Annotated in this window: 24 protein-coding genes and 1 tRNA gene; 19 read left to right on the top strand and 6 right to left on the bottom strand. The window is 59.3% G+C overall.

Annotated elements, in window-relative coordinates; genetic code table 11:
• Positions 1-213: 213 nt before the first annotated feature.
• The 7 genes from glgP (at position 214) to dmul_RS10900 (ending at position 10,123) form a co-directional block, all read left to right on the top strand.
• Entirely contained in the window at positions 214-2,763 is a 2,550-nt protein-coding gene (gene glgP, locus dmul_RS10930) for an alpha-glucan family phosphorylase (protein WP_020877506.1), read from the top strand.
• Between the two features lie 111 nt (positions 2,764-2,874).
• Positions 2,875-4,401: a glycogen synthase gene (locus dmul_RS10925; RefSeq protein WP_020877507.1), complete on the top strand. Its 1,527-nt coding sequence runs from the start codon at positions 2,875-2,877 to the stop codon at positions 4,399-4,401.
• Positions 4,402-4,414: 13 nt separating this feature from the next.
• Positions 4,415-5,311 (top strand): site-specific tyrosine recombinase XerD, encoded by an 897-nt coding sequence (xerD, locus tag dmul_RS10920; RefSeq protein WP_020877508.1) that lies wholly within the window; start codon positions 4,415-4,417, stop codon positions 5,309-5,311.
• 140 nt (positions 5,312-5,451) lie between these two features.
• Positions 5,452-5,874, top strand: a complete 423-nt coding sequence (locus tag dmul_RS10915; RefSeq protein ID WP_020877509.1) for a hypothetical protein — start codon at positions 5,452-5,454, stop codon at positions 5,872-5,874.
• Positions 5,867-7,552 carry an energy-dependent translational throttle protein EttA gene (ettA, locus tag dmul_RS10910; RefSeq protein ID WP_020877510.1) on the top strand — a complete coding sequence of 562 codons (1,686 nt, stop codon included), beginning with the start codon at positions 5,867-5,869 and terminating at the stop codon, positions 7,550-7,552. Before dmul_RS10915 ends, ettA begins: the two co-directional genes overlap by 8 nt.
• Positions 7,553-7,581: 29 nt before the next feature.
• Positions 7,582-8,397 carry an alpha/beta hydrolase gene (locus tag dmul_RS10905; RefSeq protein ID WP_020877511.1) on the top strand — a complete coding sequence of 272 codons (816 nt, stop codon included), beginning with the start codon at positions 7,582-7,584 and terminating at the stop codon, positions 8,395-8,397.
• 109 nt (positions 8,398-8,506) lie between these two features.
• Positions 8,507-10,123: a DEAD/DEAH box helicase gene (locus dmul_RS10900; RefSeq protein ID WP_020877512.1), complete on the top strand. Its 1,617-nt coding sequence runs from the start codon at positions 8,507-8,509 to the stop codon at positions 10,121-10,123.
• A gap of 107 nt (positions 10,124-10,230) precedes the next feature.
• Here the strand turns inward: dmul_RS10900 and dmul_RS10895 are convergent, their stop codons facing one another.
• The gene (locus dmul_RS10895) at positions 10,231-10,650 is read right to left on the bottom strand and encodes a hypothetical protein (RefSeq protein ID WP_020877513.1); all 420 of its coding nucleotides are present in this window, start codon (positions 10,648-10,650) and stop codon (positions 10,231-10,233) included.
• 368 nt (positions 10,651-11,018) lie between these two features.
• Between dmul_RS10895 and dmul_RS10890 the strand changes: the two genes are divergently transcribed.
• On the top strand, positions 11,019-11,225 hold the full coding sequence (locus dmul_RS10890; RefSeq protein WP_020877514.1) for a hypothetical protein: 207 nt from the start codon (positions 11,019-11,021) through the stop codon (positions 11,223-11,225).
• Positions 11,226-11,302: 77 nt separating this feature from the next.
• Here the strand turns inward: dmul_RS10890 and dmul_RS10885 are convergent.
• Positions 11,303-11,400, bottom strand: a tRNA-Sec gene (locus tag dmul_RS10885).
• 80 nt (positions 11,401-11,480) lie between these two features.
• Between dmul_RS10885 and dmul_RS10880 the strand changes: the two genes are divergently transcribed.
• From dmul_RS10880 to dmul_RS10835, 11 genes are all read left to right on the top strand, one after another.
• Positions 11,481-12,641 (top strand): M20/M25/M40 family metallo-hydrolase, encoded by a 1,161-nt coding sequence (locus dmul_RS10880; RefSeq protein ID WP_020877515.1) that lies wholly within the window; start codon positions 11,481-11,483, stop codon positions 12,639-12,641.
• Between the two features lie 100 nt (positions 12,642-12,741).
• Positions 12,742-13,392, top strand: a complete 651-nt coding sequence (lepB, locus tag dmul_RS10875; RefSeq protein ID WP_020877516.1) for a signal peptidase I — start codon at positions 12,742-12,744, stop codon at positions 13,390-13,392.
• A gap of 100 nt (positions 13,393-13,492) precedes the next feature.
• Entirely contained in the window at positions 13,493-14,788 is a 1,296-nt protein-coding gene (locus tag dmul_RS10870) for a dihydroorotase (RefSeq protein ID WP_020877517.1), read from the top strand.
• 68 nt (positions 14,789-14,856) lie between these two features.
• Positions 14,857-16,254, top strand: a complete 1,398-nt coding sequence (locus dmul_RS10865; RefSeq protein ID WP_020877518.1) for a sigma-54-dependent transcriptional regulator — start codon at positions 14,857-14,859, stop codon at positions 16,252-16,254.
• Positions 16,255-16,624: 370 nt separating this feature from the next.
• Entirely contained in the window at positions 16,625-17,056 is a 432-nt protein-coding gene (locus dmul_RS10860; protein WP_020877519.1) for a type IV pilin protein, read from the top strand.
• Positions 17,057-17,274: 218 nt separating this feature from the next.
• The gene (locus tag dmul_RS20245) at positions 17,275-17,445 is read left to right on the top strand and encodes a hypothetical protein (protein WP_020877520.1); all 171 of its coding nucleotides are present in this window, start codon (positions 17,275-17,277) and stop codon (positions 17,443-17,445) included.
• A gap of 295 nt (positions 17,446-17,740) precedes the next feature.
• A complete protein-coding gene (locus tag dmul_RS10855) occupies positions 17,741-18,130 on the top strand; it encodes a type IV pilin protein (RefSeq protein WP_020877521.1) in 390 nt (129 codons plus the stop codon).
• Between the two features lie 165 nt (positions 18,131-18,295).
• A complete protein-coding gene (locus dmul_RS10850) occupies positions 18,296-19,012 on the top strand; it encodes a tetratricopeptide repeat protein (RefSeq protein WP_020877522.1) in 717 nt (238 codons plus the stop codon).
• Positions 18,984-19,976: an ABC transporter ATP-binding protein gene (locus dmul_RS10845; protein WP_020877523.1), complete on the top strand. Its 993-nt coding sequence runs from the start codon at positions 18,984-18,986 to the stop codon at positions 19,974-19,976. Before dmul_RS10850 ends, dmul_RS10845 begins: the two co-directional genes overlap by 29 nt.
• Positions 19,973-20,755: an ABC transporter permease gene (locus tag dmul_RS10840; RefSeq protein WP_020877524.1), complete on the top strand. Its 783-nt coding sequence runs from the start codon at positions 19,973-19,975 to the stop codon at positions 20,753-20,755. Before dmul_RS10845 ends, dmul_RS10840 begins: the two co-directional genes overlap by 4 nt.
• 61 nt (positions 20,756-20,816) lie before the next feature.
• Entirely contained in the window at positions 20,817-22,532 is a 1,716-nt protein-coding gene (locus dmul_RS10835; RefSeq protein ID WP_020877525.1) for an ArnT family glycosyltransferase, read from the top strand.
• A 166-nt stretch (positions 22,533-22,698) separates the two neighbouring features.
• Here the strand turns inward: dmul_RS10835 and rpe are convergent, their stop codons facing one another.
• The 4 genes from rpe to def all read right to left on the bottom strand — a co-directional run bounded on the left by rpe (position 22,699) and on the right by def (position 26,499).
• On the bottom strand, positions 22,699-23,370 hold the full coding sequence (rpe, locus tag dmul_RS10830) for a ribulose-phosphate 3-epimerase (RefSeq protein WP_020877526.1): 672 nt from the start codon (positions 23,368-23,370) through the stop codon (positions 22,699-22,701).
• Positions 23,371-23,536: 166 nt separating this feature from the next.
• Positions 23,537-24,994 carry a 16S rRNA (cytosine(967)-C(5))-methyltransferase RsmB gene (gene rsmB, locus dmul_RS10825; RefSeq protein ID WP_020877527.1) on the bottom strand — a complete coding sequence of 486 codons (1,458 nt, stop codon included), beginning with the start codon at positions 24,992-24,994 and terminating at the stop codon, positions 23,537-23,539.
• A 49-nt stretch (positions 24,995-25,043) separates the two neighbouring features.
• Positions 25,044-25,994 (bottom strand): methionyl-tRNA formyltransferase, encoded by a 951-nt coding sequence (gene fmt / locus dmul_RS10820; protein ID WP_020877528.1) that lies wholly within the window; start codon positions 25,992-25,994, stop codon positions 25,044-25,046.
• A complete protein-coding gene (gene def, locus dmul_RS10815; RefSeq protein ID WP_020877529.1) occupies positions 25,987-26,499 on the bottom strand; it encodes a peptide deformylase in 513 nt (170 codons plus the stop codon). Before def ends, fmt begins: the two co-directional genes overlap by 8 nt.
• Positions 26,500-26,620 lie beyond the last annotated feature (121 nt).

The following is a 26,620-nucleotide window of genomic DNA, read 5'->3' as shown; positions in this document are numbered from 1 at the left end:
CCCATCCGGCTTTCTCATCTACCACACCCGCCTCGGTCCATCAAGATGTCCGAAGCCGCTCTCTTTCGGGGGGTGTCGATTTCTGAGCGACGTGGGACGCACGGTTATCCCCTTGATTTATACGGCTCGATTGGGTAATAACACTTTCATGAGTTGATCGCCGTCCCCGAAATCGGGGGCGATAACCTGAAATCGAAATTACAAGTTGAGTTTATGAGCCATCTGCAAACCTTTCGCGTTTTGCCCGACATCCCCGAGGCCCTCTCCTTTCTGGAGGTCCTTTCCCGAAATATCTGGTGGTGCTGGCAGTATGACGCCGTCGAGCTGTTTCGCCGCATCGACCCCCGGCTGTGGGACGGGTGTGGGCGAAACCCTATTCTTTTTCTGACCTATATTCCCCAGAAACGGCTGGAGGAGCTGGCCGCGGACAAGAGCTTTCTGAGTCACCAGGAACGGGTCCGGTCCCAGTTCCAGAAGCTTGCCTGCGCCGGCCGGGGCGACAATGGTTCGTTGCCGGCCCGTCGGTACGCCGTCGCTTATTTTTCCATGGAATTCGGGATCCACGAGAGCATTCCGCTCTTTGCCGGCGGGTTGGGCATCCTGGCGGGGGATCACCTGAAGGCCGCTTCTGACATGGATCTGCCCCTGGTGGGTGTCGGGTTGTTATACCGCCAGGGCTATTTCCGGCAGTTTCTCGACCAGGACGGGTGGCAGCAGGAGGAGTATCCCGAGACCGACATCTACCAGCTTCCCATCGAAAAGGCAAAAGACGCCAGGGGAGACGACCTCTATGTCTCCGTCGCCGGTCCGGACGGCGACATCACCGCCGCGGTCTGGCGTCTGAATGTCGGATGCGTTCCGCTCTACCTTCTCGACAGCAATGTCTCCGTCAATCCAAGGGAGATTCGGGACATCACCTCAAAGCTCTATATCGGGGAGGAAAAGATGCGCATCGCCCAGGAGATGCTCCTGGGCATCGGCGGCATGCGGGCGCTGGCCGCTCTCGATATCCATCCGGCCGTCTGCCACATGAACGAAGGGCATTCGGCTTTCTCCAGCCTCGAGCGTATCGCCCAGATTCGGGAGAACCATCATGTGGACCTGAAAACCGCCCTCGAAATCATCCCCCGAACCACCGTTTTCACGACCCATACCCCCGTGTCCGCGGGAAACGAGGAATTTCCCGTGGAGCTGATCCGGCCCTATCTCGTTCCCCTGGAGGAACGCATCGGCGCCACGGCGGACGAAATCCTGTCATGGGGGCAGGCCCAGGGGGCCCCGCCGGATTCACCCATCTCCATGTTTGTCCTGGGCGCCCATATGGCGCGCTACTGCAACGGCGTCAGCGAACTCCACGGCCAGGTGGCCCGCCGCATGTGGACCCATGTGTGGCCGGAGGTTCCGGAGTACGAGATTCCCATCAGCCACGTGACCAACGGCGTGCACATCCCCTCCTTTCTCTCCCGGGAGCTCGCGTTGCTATTCGAGCGCTATATCGGGCCGGAGTGGCACCATCACCCCTCCAATCCCGGCAACATCAGGCGGGTGGACGACATCTACGAAGAAGAGGTGTGGCGGGCCCATGTGATGTGCCGGGCCCGTCTGATCCGAACCTGCCGCAAACTCATGATGCGCCAGTACAAACGGCGGAACGCCCCCAAGGAGATGTTGCGGGATGCCGAGCTGGTCCTGGATCAGGACATCATGACCATCGCCTTTGCCCGGCGTTTTGCCACTTACAAGCGCGCCAACCTGCTCCTGCAGGACCCGGAGCGCTTCGAGGCCCTTTTGACGGACAAGAACCGACCGGTCCAGTTCATTTTCGCCGGGAAGGCTCACCCGAGGGACCACGAAGGCAAGGAACTGATCAAACGTCTGGTGCAGTTCGCCCGCAAGTCCGAGATCCGGAACCGCATCGTTTTCATCGAGGACTACGACATCCATGTGGCCCGGTTTCTGGTTCAAGGCGCGGACGTCTGGCTCAATACCCCCAGGCGCCCGCTGGAAGCCTGCGGCACCTCGGGCATGAAGGCGGCCATCAACGGTGTTTTGAATTGCAGCATTCTGGACGGGTGGTGGTGCGAGGGGTATGCCGAGAACCGGGGATGGAAGATCGGCAGCGGGGAGGAGTACGTCGACCCCGCCTACCAGGACGCCGTGGAATCCCAGGCCCTTTTCAACGTCCTCGAGGAAGAGGTGGTGCCCTGTTTTTATGATCGAAAGAATGGGGATATCCCCGTCCGATGGGTCAAGATGATGAAGAACTCGATGAAAATGGGCATGGGGATCTTCTGCAGCCACCGGATGGTCGCCGAGTACAACGGCCGTTTTTACGACCCGGCCCGGGAACACCTGTTCGAACTTCTGTCGGAGGGGGCGAGCCGCGCCCGGAAACTGGCGGCCCAGAGGAAAAAAGTCAACGCCCTGTGGGGAGACATTCGAATTCAACCGCCGATTCAGGAGACCGAAGGGCCTTTTCGGGTGGGGGAGAAACTTCACATGACCACGCTGGTCGACCTGGGGGACCTGGCGCCGGAAGACGTGACCGTAGAGCTTTTTTACGGCCTGGTGCAGTCGGCGGATCGCGTGATGTCGGGAAAGGCCAAGAAGATGGAAATGCTCGAAGCCCACGGCGGCGGCCGATATCTCTATGCCTGTGACATTACCTGCCGGGTTTCGGGTCGGTACGGCTTCACGGCCCGGGTGCTTCCGGCCGGGGACGCGTGGGCGAGGTTCCAGCCGGGCCTGCTCCTTTGGGCCTGACAGGGATTCGACATGAATGTAACGATAACCGCGCTGTCGGCACGGGGGCCTGTTGATCGATAACGTCGCGGAAGCGGGGATGGAAACTTCATTCCTGCGGAAAGGATAACCATGGCGGCAACACTGCGGAATCCGAGAATTTTGATCGTGACGCCGGAGGTCACTTATCTGCCGGATCGAATGGGGAGTCTGGCCAACACGCTGACTGCAAAGGCCGGGGGTCTGGCCGACGTGTCGGCGGCATTGGTGAGCGCTCTGTTCGAGCAGGGAGCGGATGTTCATGTCGCACTGCCGGATTACCGGGCCATCTTCAGCGACCGTCTGGCGCCCTTTCTCAAGAAGGAGCAGCGGACGATCCTCGAGGTCATTCCGGAGGAGCGGATTCATCTCGTGGAAGACAGCTCCTTTTTTTACCTGAATCGAATCTATTCGGGGGACGGCCTCGAGAACACAAAGCTGGCCCTGACCTTTCAACGGGACGTCCTCAACTATATCGTCCCCCGGGTCAAGCCAGACCTGATCCACTGCAACGACTGGATGACGGCCCTGATCCCGGCCATGGCCCGGGAGCGGGGCATCCCCTGTCTTTTCACCATCCACAATATCCACACGGTCAAATGTTATCTCGCCCATATCGAAGACCGGGGCATCGACGTCGCCTCCTTCTGGCGGCATCTTTATTACGAACGCCCGCCGCAGGATTACGGCGAGTCGTGGGGCACCAACCTCATCGACCTGCTGACCAGCGGCATCTTCGCGGCACATTTCGTCAACACGGTGAGCGACACTTTTCTCCGGGAGATCGTCGAGGGGCGTCATGATTTTGTCGAGCCTTCGATCCGAAGCGAACTGGCCCAAAAATACCATGCCGGTTGCGCCGCCGGAATTCTGAATTCACCGGACCCCTCCTTCAATCCCCGGGATGACCGGATGATCCACCAATCCTACGGCCCCGACGACCATGCTTCGGCCAAACAGGAGAACAAGCGGTTCCTCCAGGCATCCCTGGGGCTGATCGAGGATGAAAACGCGCCGCTTTTTTTCTGGCCGTCCCGGCTGGATCCCGTTCAGAAAGGGTGCCAGCTGCTGGCAGACATTTTATTTCACGTGATATCGGAGTATTGGGAAAAAAAGCTTCAGGTCATCTTTGTGGCGGATGGTCCGTATCACCGCCATTTCAGGGATATCGCCCGGTTTCACGGGTTCGAGAACCGAATCGCCGTCTGCCATTTTGACGAACACCTCGAGCACATGGCCTATGGCGCGTCGGATTTCATTCTCATGCCCTCCCGCTTCGAGCCGTGCGGGCTGCCCCAGATGATCGCCCCCATATACGGCAGCCTCCCGGTGGCCCACGACACCGGCGGCATCCACGATACGGTGACCCATTTGAACGTGGCCGAAGACAAGGGCAACGGGTTCCTCTTCGAGACCTACGATGCCGACGGACTGTTCTGGGCCATTCGCGAGGCCATGCAGTTTTATGCACTGGCCCCCGAGATCCGGGAGCGGCAGATCCGGCGGATCATGACGGACGCCGCCGCCACCTTCAACTACGACGTCACCGCCAGGCAATACATCGACCTGTACGAGAACATGCTCAACCGCCCCCTGATCACCGAATATGAAGCGGTATGACGGAGGTCGGCGTATGCCCTATTTCAATACCCTCGCCGATCAATTCCTGAACTATCTCCTCGTTGAAAAGGGTCTTTCCGGGAAGACCCTTGCCGCCTACGGCAACGACTTGTCCCGGTATTTTGACTATCTGCGGTCAAAGGGGGTGGAGCGGGTCTCCGCCGATGACCTGCCCCTGATCGCCGATCACATGGCCGAGCTGGCGAAGACGCATCTCACGGCCAGGTCACGGGCCCGGCATCTGGTGGCCCTGAGGGGGTTTTACCGCTTTCTGGTCCGGGAGGAAATTTTGAGCGAGGACCCCGCCAGGCGGGTCGACCTTCCCAGAATCGGCATGAAACTGCCGGAGATCCTCTCCGTCGGGGAGGTGGAGCGGCTTCTGACCGCACCGGACACGACCCGTCCTTCAGGCGCGAGAAACGCGGCCATGCTGGAGCTGCTCTATGCCGCGGGGTTGCGGGTGTCGGAGCTCGTGAACCTGAAACGGCACGACGTCAACCTGGAGGTCTGCTGCCTGAAGGTGAAAGGGAAGGGGGCTGTGGAAAGGCTCGTCCCCATCGGGCTTCACGCCAGGGAAAAACTGATCTTCTACCTCGAAACCGCAAGACCCCTGCTTCTCAAGGGATGCGACAGCCCCGTTCTGTTCGTTGCCAGGGCCGGAAAGCCGATGACGCGGCAGGGGTTCTGGAAGATCCTGAAACAATATGCCGACCGGTCCGGCATCCGAAAACGCATCACCCCCCACAGTTTTCGGCACGCCTTTGCCAGCCATCTTCTCGAGAACGGTGCGGATCTGAGATCGATCCAGATGATGCTCGGTCATGCCGATATCTCTTCCACCCAGATCTACACCCATGTGGCCCGGAAGCGGCTGCAGGAGATCCACGAGAAATATCATCCCCGGGGATAAGGGATCGATTGAACAAAGACGGTTGTGGTATTATTCCGGAAAAAATTGACGCATCATCCATCGATGGCTATATATATAGGTTTAGCCTGAAGAGCCTATTTGACGGATTGCGCTGTGCTTCACTATGGAAAGGAAGGATCATGATTTATATCGGAAGCTTTCTTCATACAACCAACCAGCAGGAAGAATCCGAGGAAGACAGAAGGCATGGCGAGTTCAACCTTCTCGTCGATGCCGCGAGCAAGGACGCCGCACTCCACCTGTTTCGGGATCGCATCCGCCAATTTCGGGACACCACCGACCTCTTTGAGGGCGAGTGCCGGATATTCCTGTCTCGATTACTTGAACTGGACGGCATCTCAAAAGGTAAAGCGCTGTTGACCAACTACAAATCCGTGGCCGGAGACCCGTTGATGCCGTACATCGGCTGCTCATATCCCTCCGAGGAGACGGACGGGTGCCGGATTATCGACTGGAACGACAACAGGCCGGAAATCGACGGCCGAGAGGGGCATCTGTTCTTGAAATTCGAGGCGGATCAAAAGGGAGTTTGCGATGAGTGAACCGGGAAACAAGGTCATCTATTCGATGATCGGCGTCAGCAAGTTCCACAACAAGAAGCCGATCATCAAGGATATATCGCTCTCGTATTTTTACGGCGCGAAAATCGGGGTGCTGGGCCTCAACGGCGCCGGCAAGTCGACGCTGCTCAGGATCATGGCGGGGGTGGACACCGACTATAATGGAGAGACGATTCTATCCGAAGGGTACACCGTCGGGTTCCTTGAGCAGGAGCCGCTGGTGGATGTCGACAAAACCGTCCGCGCGGTGGTGGAGGAGGGGGTCCGGGAGACCGTGGACCTCATGAACGAATTCAATCGCATCAACGAGCAGTTTGCCGAACCCATGAGCGACGATGAGATGGACCGTCTCCTGAAACGGCAGGGCGAGGTCCAGGACAAGCTCGACGCGTTGGATGCGTGGGACCTCGATGCCCGGCTGGAGATGGCCATGGACGCCCTCCGCTGCCCGCCGGGCGACACCCCCGTGAGTGTGCTGTCCGGCGGCGAGCGGCGCCGAACCGCCCTCTGCCGGCTGTTGCTCCAGAAGCCGGATATCCTGCTGCTGGATGAGCCCACCAACCATCTCGACGCCGAGTCGGTGGCCTGGCTCGAGCACCATCTCCAGAATTACGCCGGGACCGTCATTGCCGTGACCCATGACCGGTATTTCCTGGACAACGTGGCGGGGTGGATCCTCGAGTTGGATCGCGGCTACGGCATTCCCTGGAAGGGAAACTATTCCTCCTGGCTGGAGCAGAAGCACAAGCGGCTCGCCAAGGAGGAAAAACAGGAGAGTCAGCGCCGGAAAACCCTCGAGCGGGAGATGGAGTGGATCCGCATGTCGCCCAAGGGGCGGCGGTCCAAGTCCAAGGCCCGCATCACCGCCTATGAATCGCTGCTGAAGCAGGAGACGGAAAAACGAAACGAGGATCAGGAAATCTACATTCCGCCGGGGCCCCGGCTCGGGAACGAGGTCATTTCGGCGGAGTCCGTCACCAAGGCCTACGGTGATCTGCTCCTGATGGAGGATCTCTCCTTTGCCGTCCCGCCGGGGGCCATTGTCGGCGTCATCGGTCCCAACGGCGCCGGAAAGACGACCCTGTTCCGGATGATCACCGGCCGGGAGAAGCCCGACGCAGGTACCTTCAAGGTCGGGGACACCGTGTCTCTGGCCTATGTGGATCAGAGCCGGGACGTGCTCTCGCCTGAAAAGAATATCTGGGAGACCATCTCCGACGGCAAGGATACCATCACCCTGGGCAATCGGGAGGTGAATTCCCGTGCCTATGTGGCACGGTTCAATTTTTCAGGCTCGGATCAGCAGAAAAAGGTCGGTATGTTGTCGGGCGGTGAGCGGAACCGGGTTCACCTGGCCAGGATCCTCAAACAGGGGGCCAACGTGCTGCTGCTGGACGAACCCACCAACGACCTGGACGTCAACACCATGCGGGCCCTGGAGGAGGCCCTGGAAAACTTCGCGGGGTGCGCCGTGGTGATCAGCCATGACCGATGGTTTCTGGACCGGATCGCCACTCACATTCTGGCTTTCGAGGGCGAGAGTCAGGTCATCTGGTTCGAAGGCAATTATTCCGATTATGAAAAAGACCGCAAGGCGCGGCTGGGCGCGGATGCCGACGTTCCCCACCGCATCCGGTACCGCCGGCTGACCCGAACCTGAACCGGCACGGCGAGGAGGAGTTTCCAGGCATGACAGACATGACGACAATCGACTACGGACCCCTGGATCGCCCGGAGATCACGGCGGTGCTGTTCCATCCGCGTGCTGAAGGGCCTTTGGGCGGCGGGGACGACGCGCCGGAGATCACGGTGAGCATTCCCGTCGAAGAAGGGGTCGAGATCGGCGGGCGTTTTCACATCGCGGGCAAGACGGCGCCCAATATCCTTTTTTTCCACGGCAACGGTGAAATCGTCTCCGACTACGACGACCTGGGTCCGGTCTACAACCGGATGGGGATCAATTTCCTGCCGGTGGATTATCGGGGGTATGGCCGCTCCACCGGAAGCCCCACCGTGACGGCCATGATGCGGGACTGTCACATCATCCTGGGCTTCACCCTGAAATGGCTCTCCGACAACGGCTGCACGGGACCCCTGGCGGTCATGGGGCGATCCCTGGGCAGTGCGTCGGCTCTGGAGCTGGCCGCCTGTTATGAAGACGGGATCCACGGGGTCATCATCGAGAGCGGGTTCGCCTGGGCCGGTCCGCTGCTGGCGCTTCTGGGGGTCGATGTCGCCGCTGTTGGATTCGAGGAAAAAAAGGGCTTCCGGAACATCGACAAGATCCGCTCGGTGACCCGGGACTGCCTGATCATCCATGCGGAGAGGGACCATATCATCCCCTCGGGCGACGGCCGGGCCCTTTACGAAGCCTGCGGCGCGGCGCGAAAGCGCCTGCTGATGATACCGGGAGCCGATCACAACGACCTGCTCTATGTCGGTTATGCCGATTACATGGACGCCGTGCAGACATTTATCAAAGGCATCAGCGGGTCGGCCGGGTGAGAAAGCCGAAGCCGAAGGCTTGAAGTCCTCCCTGTTGTTCCGTTTGCCGGAAACAGACGACCGCAATTGACGTTGCGACACATATCAGAAGGAGAATATACAACATTTGATGGTTAAATCCCTATTCAACAATATCCGGAACAAACTGAAGCGATTTCGAAACTCGAATACGAAACCCGATCAGAAACCAGAGGCGACATCAGATCCTGAACAGGATGTTGAAAGCCGCGACAAAATCCTTCGGGGAAAGCCCGTCGCATCCGGGGATGCGGGTACCCGAAAAGGCGCAGCAGCCGAAGGTGACGACAGCGATCGTCCGGAGGCCGAAAGGCCCCGACCGAAACGGCGTCGACCGCGGAAAAAAGGAAAAGCGAAACCCGAGCCGGCCGTTGATGACGAGAAGGCGGCGCCTGCCCGGCACGACGGATGGGACCTTTCGAGTTTCGAGGTTCCCGTCGCCGAGGGGAAAACCCGCTTTCACGATCTCGACCTTCCCGGAGAAATCCTGCATGCCGTGGCGGATCTGGGGTTTCAGTACTGTTCCCCGATTCAGGCCGAGATTCTGCCGGCCACCCTCATGGGAAAGGACGCCTCGGGTCAGGCCCAGACAGGCACCGGCAAGACCGCGGCGTTTCTGATCACCATGCTCGCCACCTTTATCCGGAATCCCATTCAGGGAAAGCGGGCCCTGGGCACGCCAAGGGCCCTGGTTCTGGCCCCCACCCGGGAACTCGTGATCCAGATCGCGGAGGAGGCCAGGCTGCTCTCCAAGTACTACCCCTGCAATATCGTCTCCGTTTTCGGCGGGATGGATTATCAGAAGCAGCGGCGGGAGCTGACGGAGCATGTGGTGGATATCATTGTCGCCACCCCCGGCCGGCTGATCGACTACTGCCAGTATGAGGATGTTCAACTGAACAAGCTCGAGATTCTGGTGATCGACGAAGCCGACCGGATGCTCGACATGGGATTCATGCCCCAGGTCCGTCGGATCGTTCGAAAGACGCCCTACAAGGAAAAACGCCAGACCCTGCTGTTTTCCGCGACCATGACCGGAGAGGTGGAGCGCCTGTCGTCGGAGTGGACCCGGGAGCCGCTCATCGTCGAGGTGGAACCCGAACAGGTGGAGGTGGCCTCCGTCGAACAACTGGTATATCTGGTGACCACCCGACAGAAACCGGCGCTGCTTTACAATATCATCCAGCGTCAGAACCTGAAGCGGGTCATCATCTTCTGCAACCGTCGGGACGAGACCCACCGGGTGGCCGATTTTCTCAACCGCTACGACATCAATTGCGCGGTGATATCGGGCGAGGTGCCCCAGAAACGGCGTCTCGCTACCCTGGAAAAGTTCCGGTCGGGGCATATCCGCGTCCTCGTGGCCACCGACGTGGCGGGTCGGGGGCTTCACATCGACGGCATCAGCCATGTCATCAACTTCGCCATGCCCCACGAGCCGGAGAACTATGTCCATCGTATCGGCCGGACAGGCCGGGCCGGCGCGACGGGCACCTCCGTCAGTTTCGCCTGCGAGGACGACTCCTTTTACATCCCCGACATCGAGACGTTCATCGGGCACGAGCTTCATTGCACCCAGCCGGATGACGCATGGCTGAAGTTGCCGGATCCGGCCCCGGGAAAAGGGAATCCCGAGCGGCGGAGCCAGGGCCCCAAACGGCGATCCCGTCGACGGACGTCGCGACCCCGGACCCGAAAGCCCTCCTGACGCCAGGCGTGGGCGCGGTATCGTTCTCGACCGGTTTTTGCCGGCAGTCGACGCCCGGAACGGGCGCGCCGGATTCGATTGGGATGTTGTCGGGGGCGATCCGACCTTCAGGCGGACGCCGGGGTATGGCCGTTCTGCCGCAGGGAGATGAACAGGGGGATCACGTGGAGGTCCCTCGACATCTCCCGGGTCGATCCCAGGCGCCACTCCCCGCACCTTGCCCGGCCGTCCAGGAGTTCGTCCAGCCTGGCCACGATGCCGTTCACGTCAATGATGGGGTGGCGGGAGAAGACCTGGGGCAGACCATAGGTGAGGTTGCACGCGAGGCATTTCCCCGGACGTCGTGCCAGGTGGAATGCCAACTCCAGTCTGTCGGCGGTCCCGTTGTTGAACTTGAGCGAAATATCGTAGGCACCGTCTTCCCGATCTCCGAAAAGCGCCTCGAAAAAATCGTCCGTGCGCGTGTCCGGAAATATCGCCGCCAATTGATCCGGTGAAAAAATCTGAGCAAAATCGATGTCTGACATAATATTCCCCCTGTGCAATGCTGACGACTAGCGGCCGACAGGCCGGTCTCCTTCGAAGTGCACCCTGAAACAATGATCTGGGACGGCCGCTCGAGGCTGGTGCGTGCCCCGGACTTTGGAGCCCGGATTTTGGAGAAAGACGACGGCGTCCCAAACTTCTGTCCGGACGTCTATAGCATCTGACCCGAATTTGTTCAAGATGTCGGTCAACCCGTAACGTCACGCCGGTGGCAGGCTGGAATTTTCCCGGGAACGCCTTTTAAAAAGGTTTAAAAAAAGACGCTTTTTTGATAAGTAAAAAAATTCGGGCAAGCGCCGCACCCATAAACATCAACCCAAGGGAAGCAGTGGAAAGATGACGGTACCGGATGGACAAGCTATTTGAAATTCTAAGATTCGCCGCTGTTCTGGCAGCTGCGGCCCTGCTGGGCAACTGGTTCATGACCGAGGTTCGTAAATCGCGCGCCAGAAACGAGCCGCGCTACAAGCCCTATCTCACGCTTCCCGGGGTGCTGGTCATCCTGGCCGTGCTGTTGCCGATTGTGTATTGGCTGATCATCAGGATCAACCCATAGTCGAACATGGGGCGGCATTCAGCGCGACGGATCGGGTTGAACGAATTCACGGCAATGGGCTGCGGACGAGGCGAAAATGGCGGAAGTGCATGGGAATCGAACCCACCCGGGACGGTTTTAGCGCCCCACACCGGATTTGAAGTCCGGGAGCCCCACCAGTGAGCTGTGCACTTCCGAATCGAACACACATGAAAGACTGATATTTTAACCGGACTTTCGTGTTTGTCAACAGATTTATCAAAAAGGAGCGGTTTCGTGATCAACCGGGAAAGATTGGCGAATACCTTTAAATGGCTCGTCGGCATCGACAGCGTGTCGCGGGAGGAATCCGAGATCTCACAGGCGATTCAAAGCGTTCTGGCCGGGATGGGCGCGAAGATCCGGGTTGACGATGCCGCCTCGCGCATCGGCGGGAATGCGGGAAACGTCGTTGCCCGCTTCGACGGGAATTCCGCCGTGCCCCCTTTGATGCTGAACGCCCACATGGATACGGTGGAGCCGGGGCGGGGCGTCAGGGCGATTTTCGAAGACGGCGTGTTCCGAAGCGACGGCAGCACCATTCTGGGGGCCGACGACAAGAGCGCCATTGCCGTCATCATCGAGACGATGCGGATCATCCAGGAGCGGGGGATCCCCTGCGGTCCCGTGGAGGTGGTGCTCACCGTGTGCGAAGAGATCGGGCTGATGGGGGCGAAGCACCTCGATTTCAGCCTTATCAGCGCCCGATACGGCTATGCGCTGGACGCCTCGAACACCGAGGGCATCGTGACGCGGGCCCCGGCGGCCAACCGCTTCGAGATCCGGGTCCACGGCAAGGCCGCCCATGCCGGTGCGGCGCCCGAGGACGGGGTCAACGCCATCCTTCTGGCGAGCCGGGCCGTCGCGGCCCTGACCCTGGGGCGCATCGACGCGGAGACGACCTGCAACATCGGCACCATCGAAGGCGGTACCGCCACCAATATCGTCCCCGACCGGGTCACGCTCCAGGGCGAGGTGCGGAGCCACGACACCGGGAAGCTGAACCGCGTTACCGACACCATTCTGTCCACCTTCGATCAGGTGATCGCCGCGGCGGCATCTCCGGACGGCGGGGCATCGCCTGCGGTCGATTGGGATATTCACCCCGATTTTCCGGCCACCCATATCGACGCCGACCATCCCGTCGTCACCCTGGCCCAGCGGGCCGCCGCGAATCTGGGCCGAACCATTACGCCCCAGTCCACGGGGGGCGGTGCCGACGCCAATATCTTTTTCGACAAGGGCATCGTCACCGGCGTGCTGGGCACCGGGATGAAGAACATGCACACGGTCCGGGAGTCCATAGCCCTTGATGACATGGTCCGCATGACCGAGTTGATGTTGGAGATCCTGAGGCTTCACACCGAAGATCACCTTGACAGAGCCTCGGGGGAATAATACGTGAATCCGGATTGCTATAAACGCATCTCCCGTTGATCCGTCCTCATGGAAAATCCATCCCCAACAGGGGCTTTGCCGGAAAGGATCCTGAACCCAATTGAGTCTCAAAATCGCACCCATGACTTCCGAAAAAGAAAACACCGTCAAGAAGAGCAGCCTCAGGGAAAACATCGAGGCCATTCTCATTGCCGTCGTTCTGGCGATGTTCATCCGAACCTTCGTCGTCCAGGCATTCAAGATCCCTTCGGGATCCATGAAAGAAACCCTGAAGATCGGCGATCACATCCTGGTGAACAAGTTCATTTACGGCATCAAAGTGCCCTTTACCGACTTGACACTGGTCCCCGTCACCGATCCTGAGCGGGGGGATATCATCGTGTTCGAGTTCCCGGAGGACCCGGACAAGGATTTCATCAAACGGGTGGTGGGCGTCGAAGGGGACACCATTGAAATCCGGAACAAGCGTCTCCGGGTCAACGGCGCGCCGGCCGAATATCCCCAGGCCATATACACCGACCCCCGATCGATTCCGGAAGGCGTTCAGCCGAGGGATTATTTCGGTCCTGTGACCGTGCCCGAGGGCGCGCTGTTCGTCATGGGGGACAACCGCGATCACAGCTACGACAGCCGCTTCTGGGGGTTTGTCGACCTGAAGGCCGTCAAGGGAAAGGCCTTCATGATCTACTGGTCCTGGGATAAAGAGAATTTCGGGGTCCGCTGGTCCAGGCTCGGCGATTTTCTGAAATGACCGCCCCTGAAATGACCGCCTCTGAAATAACCGCCCCTGAAATAACTGCCAATGACGCCATAACAGGACGTTTTGCCAGGACGTCGAGCAAGGAAAGCCCATGAGAATACGGATCCGCGGCGGAAGGGTCATCGACCCGGGACGCCTGGACGGCATCTTCGACATCCTCGTAGACCAAGGAAAGATCGTCGACATCCTTCCCGAACAGTCGTCTTCCCCGGAACCGGGCGGACTGCCGGGCAACGGGTCGGAGAGGATCATCGACGCTGCCGGTCTCATTATCGTCCCCGGCCTGATCGATCTCCACGTCCATTTCCGGGATCCCGGGCAGGAACACAAGGAGACCCTCGAGACCGGGATGGCGGCGGCGGCCCGGGGCGGCTTCACCGCGGTCTGCACCATGCCCAACACTCAACCCCCCGCCGACAGCAGCGAGACCGTCGGGTATATCGTGAACAAAGCCCGTGAGAAGGGGGGCGTGAAGATCTTTCCGGTGGGCGCTATCACCCGGGGGCTGGAAGGGGAGGGGTTGTGCGATTTCGCCGGGCTCAAGGCCGCCGGTGCCGTGGCCGTCTCCGACGACGGCATGCCGGTGATGAACAGCCGGGTGATGCGGCAGGCCATGGAGCGGGCCATGGCCCTGGATCTTCCGGTGTTCTCCCATTCCGAAGACCTCAACCTGGCTGCGGGGGGCGCCATGAACGAGGGGGAGACCTCGCGAATCATGGGGATGAAAGGGATCCCGGCCGCCGCCGAGACCATCGGCGTCATGCGGGACATCGCCCTTGCCGAACTGACCGGCGCCCGCCTCCACATCGCCCACGTCAGCACCGAAGGCGCCGTCCGGGCCGTCCGGGAGGCCAAGGAGCGGGGAATCTCCGTCACCGCCGAGACCGCACCCCACTATCTGACCCTCACGGAAAAGGATGTCCTGAAATACGGCACACATGCCAAGATGAACCCCCCGTTGCGCACGGCGCAGGACCGGGAAGCCGTTCGCCTTGGGCTCGCCGACGGCACCATCGACGCCGTCGCGACGGACCACGCGCCCCATTCCCGGGATGAAAAAGACCGCGATTTCGCGGCGGCGCCCAACGGCGTCATCGGCCTGGAAACTTCCCTGCCGGTCAGCCTTGGGCTGGTTTGGGATCAGGTGCTGAGCCTTTCCCAACTGATCGAAAGGATGTCCGTCAACCCCGCCCGCATTCTGGGCATCGACAATCGCCTGACAAAAGGGAATCCCGCGGACCTTACCCTGATCGACCTTCATGCGGCCTTTCGGATCGATGCGGCGAAATTCCGGTCCAAGGCCCGCAACACGCCCTTTGACGGATGGGCGGTGAAGGGCCGGGCCGTGCTGACCATGGTGGGGGGGGAGGTGGTGTTTGAGGAATAGAGGCTGTGAAGGCTGAAGGCTGAAGACTGAGGCCGGATTTGTGAATCTACTGCTGGAGTGAGATGCGGATGTCGGAAAAGAAAGCGCGGATATTGGTCGTCGACGACGAGGTCAGCATGCGTGAACTGCTGGACATCATGTTGGAAAAGGAAGGATATGCGGTTTCGACCGCCGGGAGCGGCAGGGAGGCCGTCGCGATGATCGGGAAAACGGATTTCGATCTCCTGCTCTGCGATATCCGGCTCGGCGACATGACGGGCATCGATGTCCTCAGGGCCGCCAAGGCCCAAAATCCCCAGACGGTGGTAATCATGATCTCCGCCTACGCCTCGGCTGAAACCGCGGTGCAGGCCATGAACGACGGCGCTTATGACTATCTCCCCAAACCCTTCGACACCAGCGAGCTGAAGAAGGCCGTGGCCAGGGCCCTGGAGATGCGGACCCTGGAGCAGGAGAAAAAGGCGGTGGGGGACGACCTGCGGCGAAACCTCCACTTCGGCCTCATCATGGGCAACAGTCCCAAAATGCTCCGCATCTACGACATGATCCGCCAGGTCTCCCAGACCGTCACCAACATCCTCATTACGGGGGAGAGCGGCACGGGCAAGGAGTTGATCGCCAGGGCGATTCATCAGGAAAGCAGCCGAAGCGACCAGCCTTTCATCGCGGTCAATTGCGGCGGCATCCCCGAAACCCTCATGGAAAGCGAGCTCTTCGGACACCGTAAAGGAGCCTTCACCGGCGCTTCCGCCGACAAAAAAGGGCTCTTCGAGGCGGCCCGGAAAGGCACGCTCTTTCTCGACGAGATCGGGGAGATCAGCATCCCCATCCAGGTGAAACTGCTGAGGGCTGTTCAGACCAAAACCGTGAGGCCGGTCGGCGGAAACGAAGACCTCCATGTCGATACGAGGATCATCTCCGCCACCAACCGAAACCTGGAGGAGGAGGTGATTGCCGGGCGGTTCCGGGAGGACCTGTTTTACCGGCTCAACGTCATCGAGATCAAGGTGCCGCCCCTCAGGGAAAGAAAGGAAGACCTCAAGCTCCTGGCCCAGCATTTCCTCGAAAAATATTCAAAGGAGATGGGCAAGGATATCAGCAAGGTCTCCTCCTATGCCGTGGACTTGCTGCATAAATACGATTTCCCGGGCAATATCCGGGAACTGGAAAACCTCCTGGAGCGGAGCGTGGCACTCACCAGCACCAACATCCTACTCCCCGACAGCCTCGCCCTATCCATCCACAAACGGAAATGCACCGACGGCGACAAGGGCGGCCTCGTCGACATCGCCGCCGTATCCCACGGCATATCCCTTGACGAGGAGCTCGACAAGGTGGAGAAGATCTACATCGAAGAGGCTCTGAAGATCAGCGGCGGCAACAAGCAGAAGGCCACCGAACTGCTGGGGATCAACCTGAGATCCCTCCGGTATCGGTTGAAAAAGCTCGGCATCGCTTATGACTAGCGCCTGAAGACCGATGAATGAAATAAACGAAAGCCCCCTGCATCAGGACCGTTACTGACAAATTTTGTATGATCCAAGTCAAAATTTGAAATCCGGATTGTTCGTCCACATCTCTCCTTTCATAATAATGAGCCTGTATCCCAATAGAATCCGATAACTTGTTGTGCATATATAACCAAATTTATTTTATTCTTCCATAATGGCATCCTTTTGCTATAAACATGAACAACACGACACTGCCAATCTCAGCTTGAAAAAGGAGGGTGAAACATCTGCAACAGAGGGCGTTTGAAACGGATGACGTCATTTTTAAGTGAAGTGCGTATATCATCGGAAAAATCAACCCGATAAAAACTCAAAGGAGAAGAAAATGATCAACAAACTGCGAAAAAACGAAGGTTTCACCCTCATCGAACTGATGATCGTCGTCGCCATCATCGGCATCCTGGCCGCCATCGCCATCCCGAATTTCATGAACTATCAGTGCAAGTCCAAACAGGCGGAAGCGAAGCAGAACCTCGGCGCAATAGCCAAGGTGGAAGAGGCTTATTTTGCTGAATATAACACATATAAGGCCGCTGAGAAGACGGAGGATACAGATACTATTAAAGATACACTTGGTCTCGAAATCAAGGGAAATCCGCGTTATGATTATGCAGTTACTCTTGTGGCTGCTACTGATGGTGCTGACGCTAGTTTTACTGCAACGGCGACATCAACAGAAATCAACGGTGCAGAGGAAGATAAATGGACGATGACTGGCGATTTGATTCTCACAAATAATCCCAATGCTTGTGACTAATTCAAGTTCTTGAAATTTTAAATAGCTATATATCGATTAAAAAAACAATAGGATACGTAGGAAAATCGAAACCTCTCTTTCCATCATAATCAGAAAGAGAGGTTTTATCTGTCTGCTCCAATGGTCAAGTATGGGCTGTTTTCCATATTGAGTATGCAAAACAGCCCGACAGAAAAGGTGCTTCAACGAGATTTTATATCGCTTTTGTGTTGGGGCTTATGGCCGCTATAGCCCTTGTTTACGTCAATACACTGAAAAGCCCGTTTCTGCTCGATGACTACAGCAACATCGTCGACAATCCCACCATTGAGATAGAAGATTTTTCCTGGAATTCCCTGGCGCATGTCTGGAACGGACCGATTATCCCCAAAATATTGAAAGTTGCATGACATGGAATCGGGATTCCAGGGACGTCAATATCATTTACTGGTATGGAAAATCTCTGATTCATTCAGGTGAGCCTGTTCGTGCCTGTCGATTGCTGACGGAAGCGGTTCGAGAGGCGGTCGGCGACTCAAAAACGCGCTTGTTGTGTCAAAAATTGGTAGAGGCGCACTGTTCCGAAACGCGATAACCTCATTGTTGCCGAATCATCACGGCCTGTTGGACCTCCAATTGATCGTGGTATAAAATTTGCTTATCTTGAGCTGAAAGCTGAGAAATACGACGGCTCGAGGAGGCGCAATGATCGCGGTAATAATTGCAGAGCGGCGGGGATTTACCCTGATTGAATTGATGATCGTGGTGCTCATCATTTCGATACTGGCATCGATATCAATACCCGTGTTTCATGATTTCAGATGCAGGGCCAGGCAGAGTGAGGCGAGGAGTTCCCTGGCGTTGCTGGCAAAATGCCAGGAAGCCTATTTTATCGAACATGAGACCTACAGCTTGGATAAGGAGCATATTGGTTTTAAGATGACGGGCACGCCCAAATACAACTATGAAATCGTTTCGGCCGATGCGGTCGACTTCACGGCGACAGCGAAAGCAAGCTATGATGACCGGGAGGATAAATGGGAGATTGACAGCGGTTACGTGCTGAAAAACGAACCGAACGCCTGTAAAAGGTAAGGCGGCAACGTTGAATCGAATCTTGGTCGCGCAACGGCGCAAAGACACAAAGACAGGCGCTGAAAAAAATAACAAAAAACAGCGGATAATTTCCGGCGGCTTTGCGGCTTGGCGTGAGGCTTCAAGGATGCCGGACAAAACAATCTTGAATCCCATTTCATCAGCATGACGGTAAAAAAATATCACTATATTCTGCCGATATTCCTTTTGGCGGCTATCATCTTTTTTCAGGGGAATTATCTTGACAAAAGATATGTGGGTCGGGTCATTCTTCCGGAATGCCCCTGGTGCGATGCGAACGCTAAAGGGGATGTGGTTTATCTGCCAATGGACACGTCGGCCATGCGGTTGATTTCACCCGCCGACCCGGATTTTCTGGCGGACATGCTCTGGATGCGGGCGCTCTACTATTTTGGCCAGCATGCCCTCACCGACCAGCAATATCCGTTTCTATTGAATCTTCTGGACATGATCACGGATCTGTCGCCACGATGGGGATATCCTTATATTCATGGCGCAATCATCATGTCCGATATTGGGGAAAGCACCGAGGACGCCCTCTACATGGTGGAAAAAGGCTTGACCCATCATCCCGAAGACTGGCAGCTCTGGTTCTTCAAGGGATATTATCTGATGAAGGACGGGAACAACCTGGAAGCTGCCGAGGCCCTGCAGAAGGCCGCGGTGCTGCCCGGGGCGCCGGTCTATCTGGCGGAGCTGTCGGCAACGCTGCTGACCCGCGAGGGAAAGCGGGACATGGCCCTGCGGTTTCTGGAGGCGTCCCTCGAGATGATCGCGGATCCCCGGCAGCGGGAGTTCATCATCCAAAAGATGCAAAAGGTGAAGGGACAATATGACGACACCGGCACTGCAATGGAATAGAGCGGGGTATGCCGTGCGGCACGGCTTCTGGATGAGATGGAAAACCATCCTCCACGAGCTGGACATGGACGTGGCTCAGGGCACGGCCCTGGGGCTGGTGGGCCCCAACGGCGCGGGAAAGACCACCGCCATCAAGCTCGCCGCAGGGCTGATCACGCCGGCGGCCGGGAGCGTCCGCGTTCACGGGATGCCGGCGGCGTCATCCGAGGCCCGGCGGCGGTTGGGCCTGCTCACGGAAACCCAGTACATCTATCCCCATCTCCGGGTCCGGGAATGGCTGGGCATGCTGGCCGGGTTTTCGGGTCTGAAGGGATCCCGCCTGAAGGAGCGGGTTGACGCCGTTCTCGAACTCATGGCCCTGACCGAAAAGGCCGGCATGATGATGAACACCCTCTCCAAGGGGCAGCTGCAGCGGGCCGGACTGGCCCAGGCCCTGGTGCACGAGCCCGAGATCCTTTTGCTGGACGAGCCCATGAGCGGGCTGGACCCTTACTGGCGGTATCGGCTCAACAATATCCTGAAGGAGTTCAAGGCGTCCGGCGGGACACTGCTGTTCAGCTCCCATATCCTGGCGGACGTGGAGCGGCTTTCCGACCGGGTGGCGCTCCTTGACGGGGGCCGCGTGCGGTGGATCGGGGCGCTCTCCGAAATGCCGCGGCAGGTTGTCGGGTACGAGGCCGTCTGCCGGACCGACAGCCCCGAGGCCCTCAAGGCCCTCACCAACGGCAACCGTCCCGAACGACTGCCCCAGGGGGAATGGCGGATCGCCGTTCCCATCGACAAGAAGTCGGTGCTGCTGGATCTCTCGGCCCAGAAGCGGATCATTCTCGAGTCTCTCCGGCCCATGCGGGAGGAGATCGAAGCGGTCCTGTTCAAATTCGCGGGGAGCGGCCCGGCCCCTGACAGAAAATTGGATAAAAAAATGGACCCAAAACCGGCCAAACAAGAGGAACAGACCCCATGAACCGGATCTTCATCCCCCAAATCAAGGCCCTTGCCGTCAATGTCTGGCGCGAGGCGACCCGGGACCGTTCCATCCTGATGCTGGTGGGTTCCGGGGTGTTGATGATGGCTTTTTCCCTGATCTTCGGACAGATGGCCGTGGGGGGTCGGGACCGGATTTTCCAGGACATGGGCTTCTGGATCATGGGGATGTGGGGGCTTGCGGCGGTGGTCTACCTGGGTTCCGGCATCATCAAGCGGGAGCTGCAGCGCAAGACCGTCTATCTCGTGCTCTCCCGTCCGGTGGACCGGCCCACCTTCATGCTGGGCAAATTCTTCGGGATGGTGCTGGTGCTGGCATCCGTCTTCGGCCTTTTGGCGATTGCGTGGCTGGTGATCGCTCTGTCCAGGGGGGTCTCCCTCACCCCCATGCACTTCTGGGCCCTGGCCTTTCTATTCGGCGAGTGGGTGCTCCTGGCGGCCGTGAGCCTCTTTTTTGCCGCTTTCACCTCACCCCTGCTGCACAATTTTTTCCTGGTGTCGGTTGCCTTCCTGGGGCACTGGAGCAACGAGCTCAAGATCTTCGCGGACAACGCCAGAGCCGATGCCCTGAAGATGGTGTTGAACACCCTTTACTATCTGCTCCCCAACCTGGAGGCCCTCAATTTCCGGGAGGCAGCGCTCTACAACGACGTGATCAGCAGCGCGGTGATGGGGCAGGGGGCCCTGGTGCTCCTGGGCTGGACCGCCACGGCCCTGATCGCCGCCAACATCGTTTTCATGCAGCGCCGCCTTCTCTGATCAGCAAAACGCCATGATCCCGTGTGTAACCCGAGAAAAGGGGGCTCCAGGCCGGCTGTTCATGTTGTGGATCGCCCTTTTCGCCCTGATCGGCGCCGTCGTGCTCCTCTGCCTGGTGCCGCCGGTGAGCCGGGACGCCCTGGTCCATCACCTCAACCTTCCCAAACGCTACCTCGAACATGGGGGAATATATGAGATGCCGGGGCTCTCCTTCTCCTATTTCCCCATGAATCTCGACCTGCTCTACATTATTCCGCTTGGGTTCGGGAACGACATCGCCCCCAAATTCATTCACTTCGCTTTCGCCCTCGCCACTGCAGGACTCATCCACGGCTACCTGAAACCACGGGTCGGGAAGTCCTATGCGCTGATCGGCGCGCTCTTCTTTCTGTCCCTCCCCATCATCGTCAAGCTTTCCATCACCGTCTACGTGGATCTCGGCCTGGTCTTCTTTTCCACGGCAGCCCTACTGCTTCTCTTCCGGTGGATGGAGACCGGCTTCGGGTTCGGGAGCCTGACGGGTTCGGCCGTATGTTGCGGCCTGGCCATGGGCACCAAATACAACGGCCTGGTGGTCTGCTGCCTGCTGACGTTGATTGTGCCCTGGATTTACGCGGTCCACGGACAGGATCGACGGAATCGGCGGCATCGCCTTTGGAAATCCGTCGGCTTCGGGGTGCTCTACCTCGCCGTGGCGGCGTCGGTCTTCTCCCCATGGATGATCCGGAACTGGATCTGGAAGGGCAACCCTGTCTATCCCCTTTACAACAGCGTCTTCAACCCGCCGGAAACGGTTGCCGCCAATCCCGGGCCGAAACGGAAGCCCGGAGCGTTCAGGCGAATCTTTACCCATCGCAGCGCCATGTACCAGGAGAGTGAAGGGCAGGTCCTGCTGTTGCCCGTGAGGATCTTTTTCCAGGGGAAGGACGGCAGCGGCCAATATTTTGACGGCCGGCTCAATCCGTTTCTGCTGATGTTCACGGTGTTGGCCTTTGTCGGCATGAGCGGGAAAGGGCGTCCTTCCGGACGGTCGGATTCTTCGGAGGCCATGGGTTCGTCGGATTCGAGGGGAGGGGAGAAGGAAACGTGGATATCCGGACAGAAAAAAATCCTCCTGGCCTTTTCAGTGCTCTATTTCCTGGCGGCGGTCTTCAGCACGGTGCTGCGGATCCGGTATCTCGTTCCCATGGTTCCGCCCCTGGTGATTCTGTCGGTCTTCGGGATGAAAAACAGCATGGATTTTCTGGAGAGGACTTTTGTCGAAAGCCGTCGGTTGGTCCCCGTCATCGCCGGCGCGGCCCTGACGGTCTGTTTCGGATTGAACGCCCAGTACGTCCTGACCCAGTTCCGGGTGGTGGATCCCCTCTCCTACCTGAGCGGGGAGGTCGATCGGGACGCCTATATCACCCGATACCGGCCGGAGTACCCCGTGATGCAATACGCCAACCATCACTTGCCGGCCGATGCCCGGATCCTTTTCGTCTTCATGGGCAAACGGGGCTACTATCTCGACCGGCCTTACCAGCTGGACGGCGAAGGCGCCGCGAGTCTTCTCATGAAAGTCGCGGGGGAATCGGAGACCCCCGGGGCCATGCTCGAGCGGCTCCGGGCCATGGGCATCACCCACATCATGCTTCAGTCCGACATCTTCAACCGCTGGGTGATCGAGGATTGGCCAAAGGAGAAAAGGCTTCTTCTGGAGGGGTTTTTAAGATCCCGCACCACACTGGTCCATTCCCACCACCGCTACGGCCTGTTGGCCCTGGCCGCACCCTAGCGGCTGACGCTGACGGGAAAACAGGCCCCGGGGGTCAACCGCCGAAAGGCGGCGGCGGGAACAGCGGAAATTTCCTGGGACGTGCGTCCGCTAACAGGCCCCGGGGGTCAACCGCCGAAAGGCGGCGGCGGGAACAGCGGAAATTTCCTGGGACGTGCGTCCGCTGTCAGGCGGCGTCGATTTTCGCTCGGAAGTCGTCGATGGTCTTTTTGTAGTCGGGGCTGCCGAAAACAGCCGAGCCGGCCACGAAGACATCCACGCCCGCGGCCGCGATCCGGGCGATGGTGGCGCGGTTGACCCCGCCGTCGATCTGGATGAGGGGGCGGGTCTGGGTCTCGGGCACGGCCGCATCGATCATGCCGCGGATGCGGCGGATCCGCTCCAGGCTGTTCTCGATGAATTTCTGACCCCCGAAGCCGGGGTTGACGCTCATGACCAGGATGTAGTCCACATCCGCCAACACCCACTCCACCGCGGAGAGGGGGGTCGCGGGATTGAGCACCACGCCCGCCTTTGCGCCGGTCTCCCTGATGAGCTGAATCGTACGGTTGAGATGGACGCAGGTCTCCACCTGGACGGAGATCCAGTCCGCGCCGGCCCTGGCGAAATCCTGAATATAGGCGTCCGGATTTTCGATCATCAGATGGACGTCCAAGGGCAGCCGGGTCGACTTCCGGGCCGCTTCCACGACGATGGGCCCCATGGTGATATTGGGAACGAAGTGGCCGTCCATGACATCGATATGAATCCAGTCTGCGCCGGCCGTCTCGACAGCCTTTATCTCCTCGCCCAGCCGGGTAAAGTCCGCCGACAGAATCGATGGTGCAATCAACTTCATAAAGGTATCTCCTTTTCCTTTGCGTCTTTGCGCCTTTGCGTGAGCAACTGCTGCATCGAGGTCCCACGCCAAGCCGCAAAGCCGCCAGGACATAAGCCGCAGATTTTTATTTTTCTACGTCTTTCTTTGCGCCTTTGCGTGATCAATCTTTGCGGCGTTTCCGCTATCACATTTTCCGAACGAAGCAAACCGAAAAAAAACCGTCCATGCCGTCCCGATGGGGAAAGGTCCTGAGACAGCCCTCCGGCGTGATCAGGGCGCGCATGCCGGCGGTCAGATGCTCGGCATCCATACGGACCCTGAAGAGGGGATGCTTTTCGAGGAAGGCCTCCGCCACAGCGTCGGTCTCCTCGGGTTCCATGGAGCAGACCGTATAGCCCAGAATCCCCAGGGGCTTCACCAGGGGCGCGAGACGGCTCAGAAACCGGAGCTGCCGCTTGCGATAGCCGTCGAGGTTTTCCTTGGCGGCGGACCATCGTGCATCCGGGTTTCGGCCGAGCACCCCCAGCCCGGAGCAGGGCGCGTCGACGAGAATCCGGTCGAAGCGGTCCCTCCAGTCCGGCGGCAGGTCCGCATCGAGATCGCTGTGGACAGGGGTCGTAATGGTAATGCCCAGGCGGACGCACTCCGCGGCAAGGCCCTCCAGCTTCCGGGCGTCGACATCCACGGCAAGGATTTGACCCCGGTTCTCCATCAGTCCGGCCAGGTGGCCGGTTTTGCCGCCGAGGCCGGCACAGGCGTCCAGCACCGTCTCTCCGGGACGGGGGCCCAGGAACCGGGAGACCAGCTGGGCCGCCTCGTCCTGCACCTGAAACAGGCCCGAGCGGAATGCCGACAGGTCGGAGAGTGTGGTGCCAAGGCCCTGGATGACCACCCCGTCAGGAGATACGGCCGTCGGTCGGGCGGTGTCGACCTCCGGGGCCAGGGCCGAGAGAAGCCCTTCCCGGGTCGTCCGGAGGGTGTTGACCCGGAGGGTGAGGGGCGGGATCCGGTTGAAGGCGTCGCAGAGACTGGCGGCATCCGCCGTGCCCCAACGCTTCAGCCATCGCCGGATGAGCCAAGGGGGAAAAGACTTTCTCTTTGCCAGAGCCCGGACCGGGTCGGTCTCCATGTCCGGAAAGGGGATCTTTCCGCGGGACCGGATCGCCGAGCGGAGCAGGCCGTTCACGAAACCGGCGATCCACGGCGGAGCGAAGGCCTTGGCGATGTCGACGGCGGTGTTTACGGCGGCGGAATCCGGGATGCGGTCCATGTGGAGAATCTGGAACAGACCGATTCTGAGGAGATTGAGTACGTCCGGATCCAGTTTCGCCAAGGGCGTCCTGGAGAGATGATCGATGACGTGATCCAGGGCGGCCCGATGCCGCTGCACCCCGAAGACAAGGGCGTGGATCAGGTTGCGGTCGCGCCGGTCCATGGGGGGAGCCGTTTCGAAAAAGGCGTCCAGCACCGCATCCAGAGGTCGCCGCTCCGCATCGAGACGCTTAAGAATCGTCCATGCCGCACCCCTGGGCGTGCCCAGGGCATTGACGGCGGCGGTTGCGCGTTTTCGAGGGGGAACCGGTGCGGGATGCCGGGGTTTCGGGCGGCGGTTCGGAATTTTCCGGCCGGTTTCATGGGACATGTCGGATCCTTGAAAGTGATGGGGATATGGGGTTGAATCTGAAATGCGGTCAGGTCAGTATGGTTCCCGGGGGGATCGGGCACCCCCTCAGGAAATCCTGGACGGTCAGACGTTTTCCGGAGGCACCCTGCAATTCCAGAACGGAAATGACGCCGCTGCCGGCGGCCACGCGCAGCTCTCCGGGAAAGCTTCTGATGACGGTGCCGGGGGCCGCTCCCGAATCGGAGGGATCGTTCGGGACCGTCCGGACCTTGAAGATCTTGAGGCGCTTATCCTCCAGAAAGGTAAATGTACCGGGCCAGGGATCCATGCCCCGGACAAGGTGGTCGATGGCCTCGGCGTCCCGGGACCAGTCGATATGACCGTCCGTCTTCCGGAGGAGGGGGGCATAGGTGGCAAGATCCGGATCCTGGGGTACGGGGCGGATCCGGCCCGTCTCGATCCTGTCTATGGTTTCCAGCAGCAGCGTCGCCCCCATTTCAGCCAGCCGGTCGTGGAGGGTGCCGGCGGTGTCGTCGGGCAGGATCGGGGTTTTGGCCGTCAGCAGGATATCGCCCGTGTCCAACCCCTCATTCATCTGCATGGCGGTCACGCCGGTTTCCGTTTCGCCGTTGATGACGGCCCATTGGATCGGCGCGGGTCCCCGGTACCTGGGCAGGAGAGAGCCATGGATATTGATGCAGCCGAACCGCGGCAGGTCCAGGAGGGACTTGGGAAGAATCCGGCCGTAGGCGATGACCACGATGATGTCCGGCCGGATCCCGGCCAGGCGATCGAGAAAGGCCGGTTCCCGCATCGATCCGGGTTGACTCACGTCATAGCCCAGCGTCAACGCCGCCTTTTTCACCGGCGGCGGCTGGACCTTTCGGCCCCGCCCTTTCGGGCGGTCCGGCTGGGTCACCACCAGGCTGACACTCCGGCCGCTGCCGCCCAGTTTTTTCAAAGCGGGCACGGCGAAATCAGGGGTGCCCATAAAGACGATGTCGATGGGTTTATTCATTGTGCCTGATCTGTTTCAGGATTCTTTTCCGGTAAAGCTGCCGTTTCAGGGCGCTGATCCGGTCGATGAACAGGACGCCGTTGAGATGGTCGATCTCGTGCTGAAGAACGACCGCCAGAAAGTCGTTCCGTTCGATCCGGACGGGCTTGCCGTCCCGGTCCACCCCTTCCACCACGACGGCGGCGTTGCGTTTCACGTCGGCCCTGAAGTCGGGGACGCTCAGGCATCCCTCGTTTTCCGAGATGATCGTGCCCTGTGCCTCGACAATCCTCGGGTTGATCAGCACCTGAAGCGACGGCCGGTCCTCCCCGGGGTTGCCGTCATAAACGATCAGGCTCTTGTCGTGTCCGACCTGAATGGCGGCGAGGCCGACCCCCGGCGCCGCGAACATGGTATGCGCCATTCGATCGATCAGGTTCTGCAACTCGCCGTCGATGTTCTCCACCGGTTTGGTCGGCTGCTTGAGGAATTTGTCGGGGTAGGTGACAATTTCCAGAGGTTCCATGACGTCCGTCTTCCTTGTGGGTATATATAGTGTCGCTTTTTGTGTCATTGCAGGATACTCGCGGTGAAGGGTTCATGTTGGGGATGACCGTCGTGGGCGGGTCGATCAACCCGCATCCGGC

It is taken from the genome of Desulfococcus multivorans, assembly GCF_001854245.1.
GTDB classification, from domain to species: domain Bacteria; phylum Desulfobacterota; class Desulfobacteria; order Desulfobacterales; family Desulfococcaceae; genus Desulfococcus; species Desulfococcus multivorans.
Note: the sequence above shows the minus strand (reverse complement) of the source record. Positions and strands in the feature narration are given on the sequence as shown.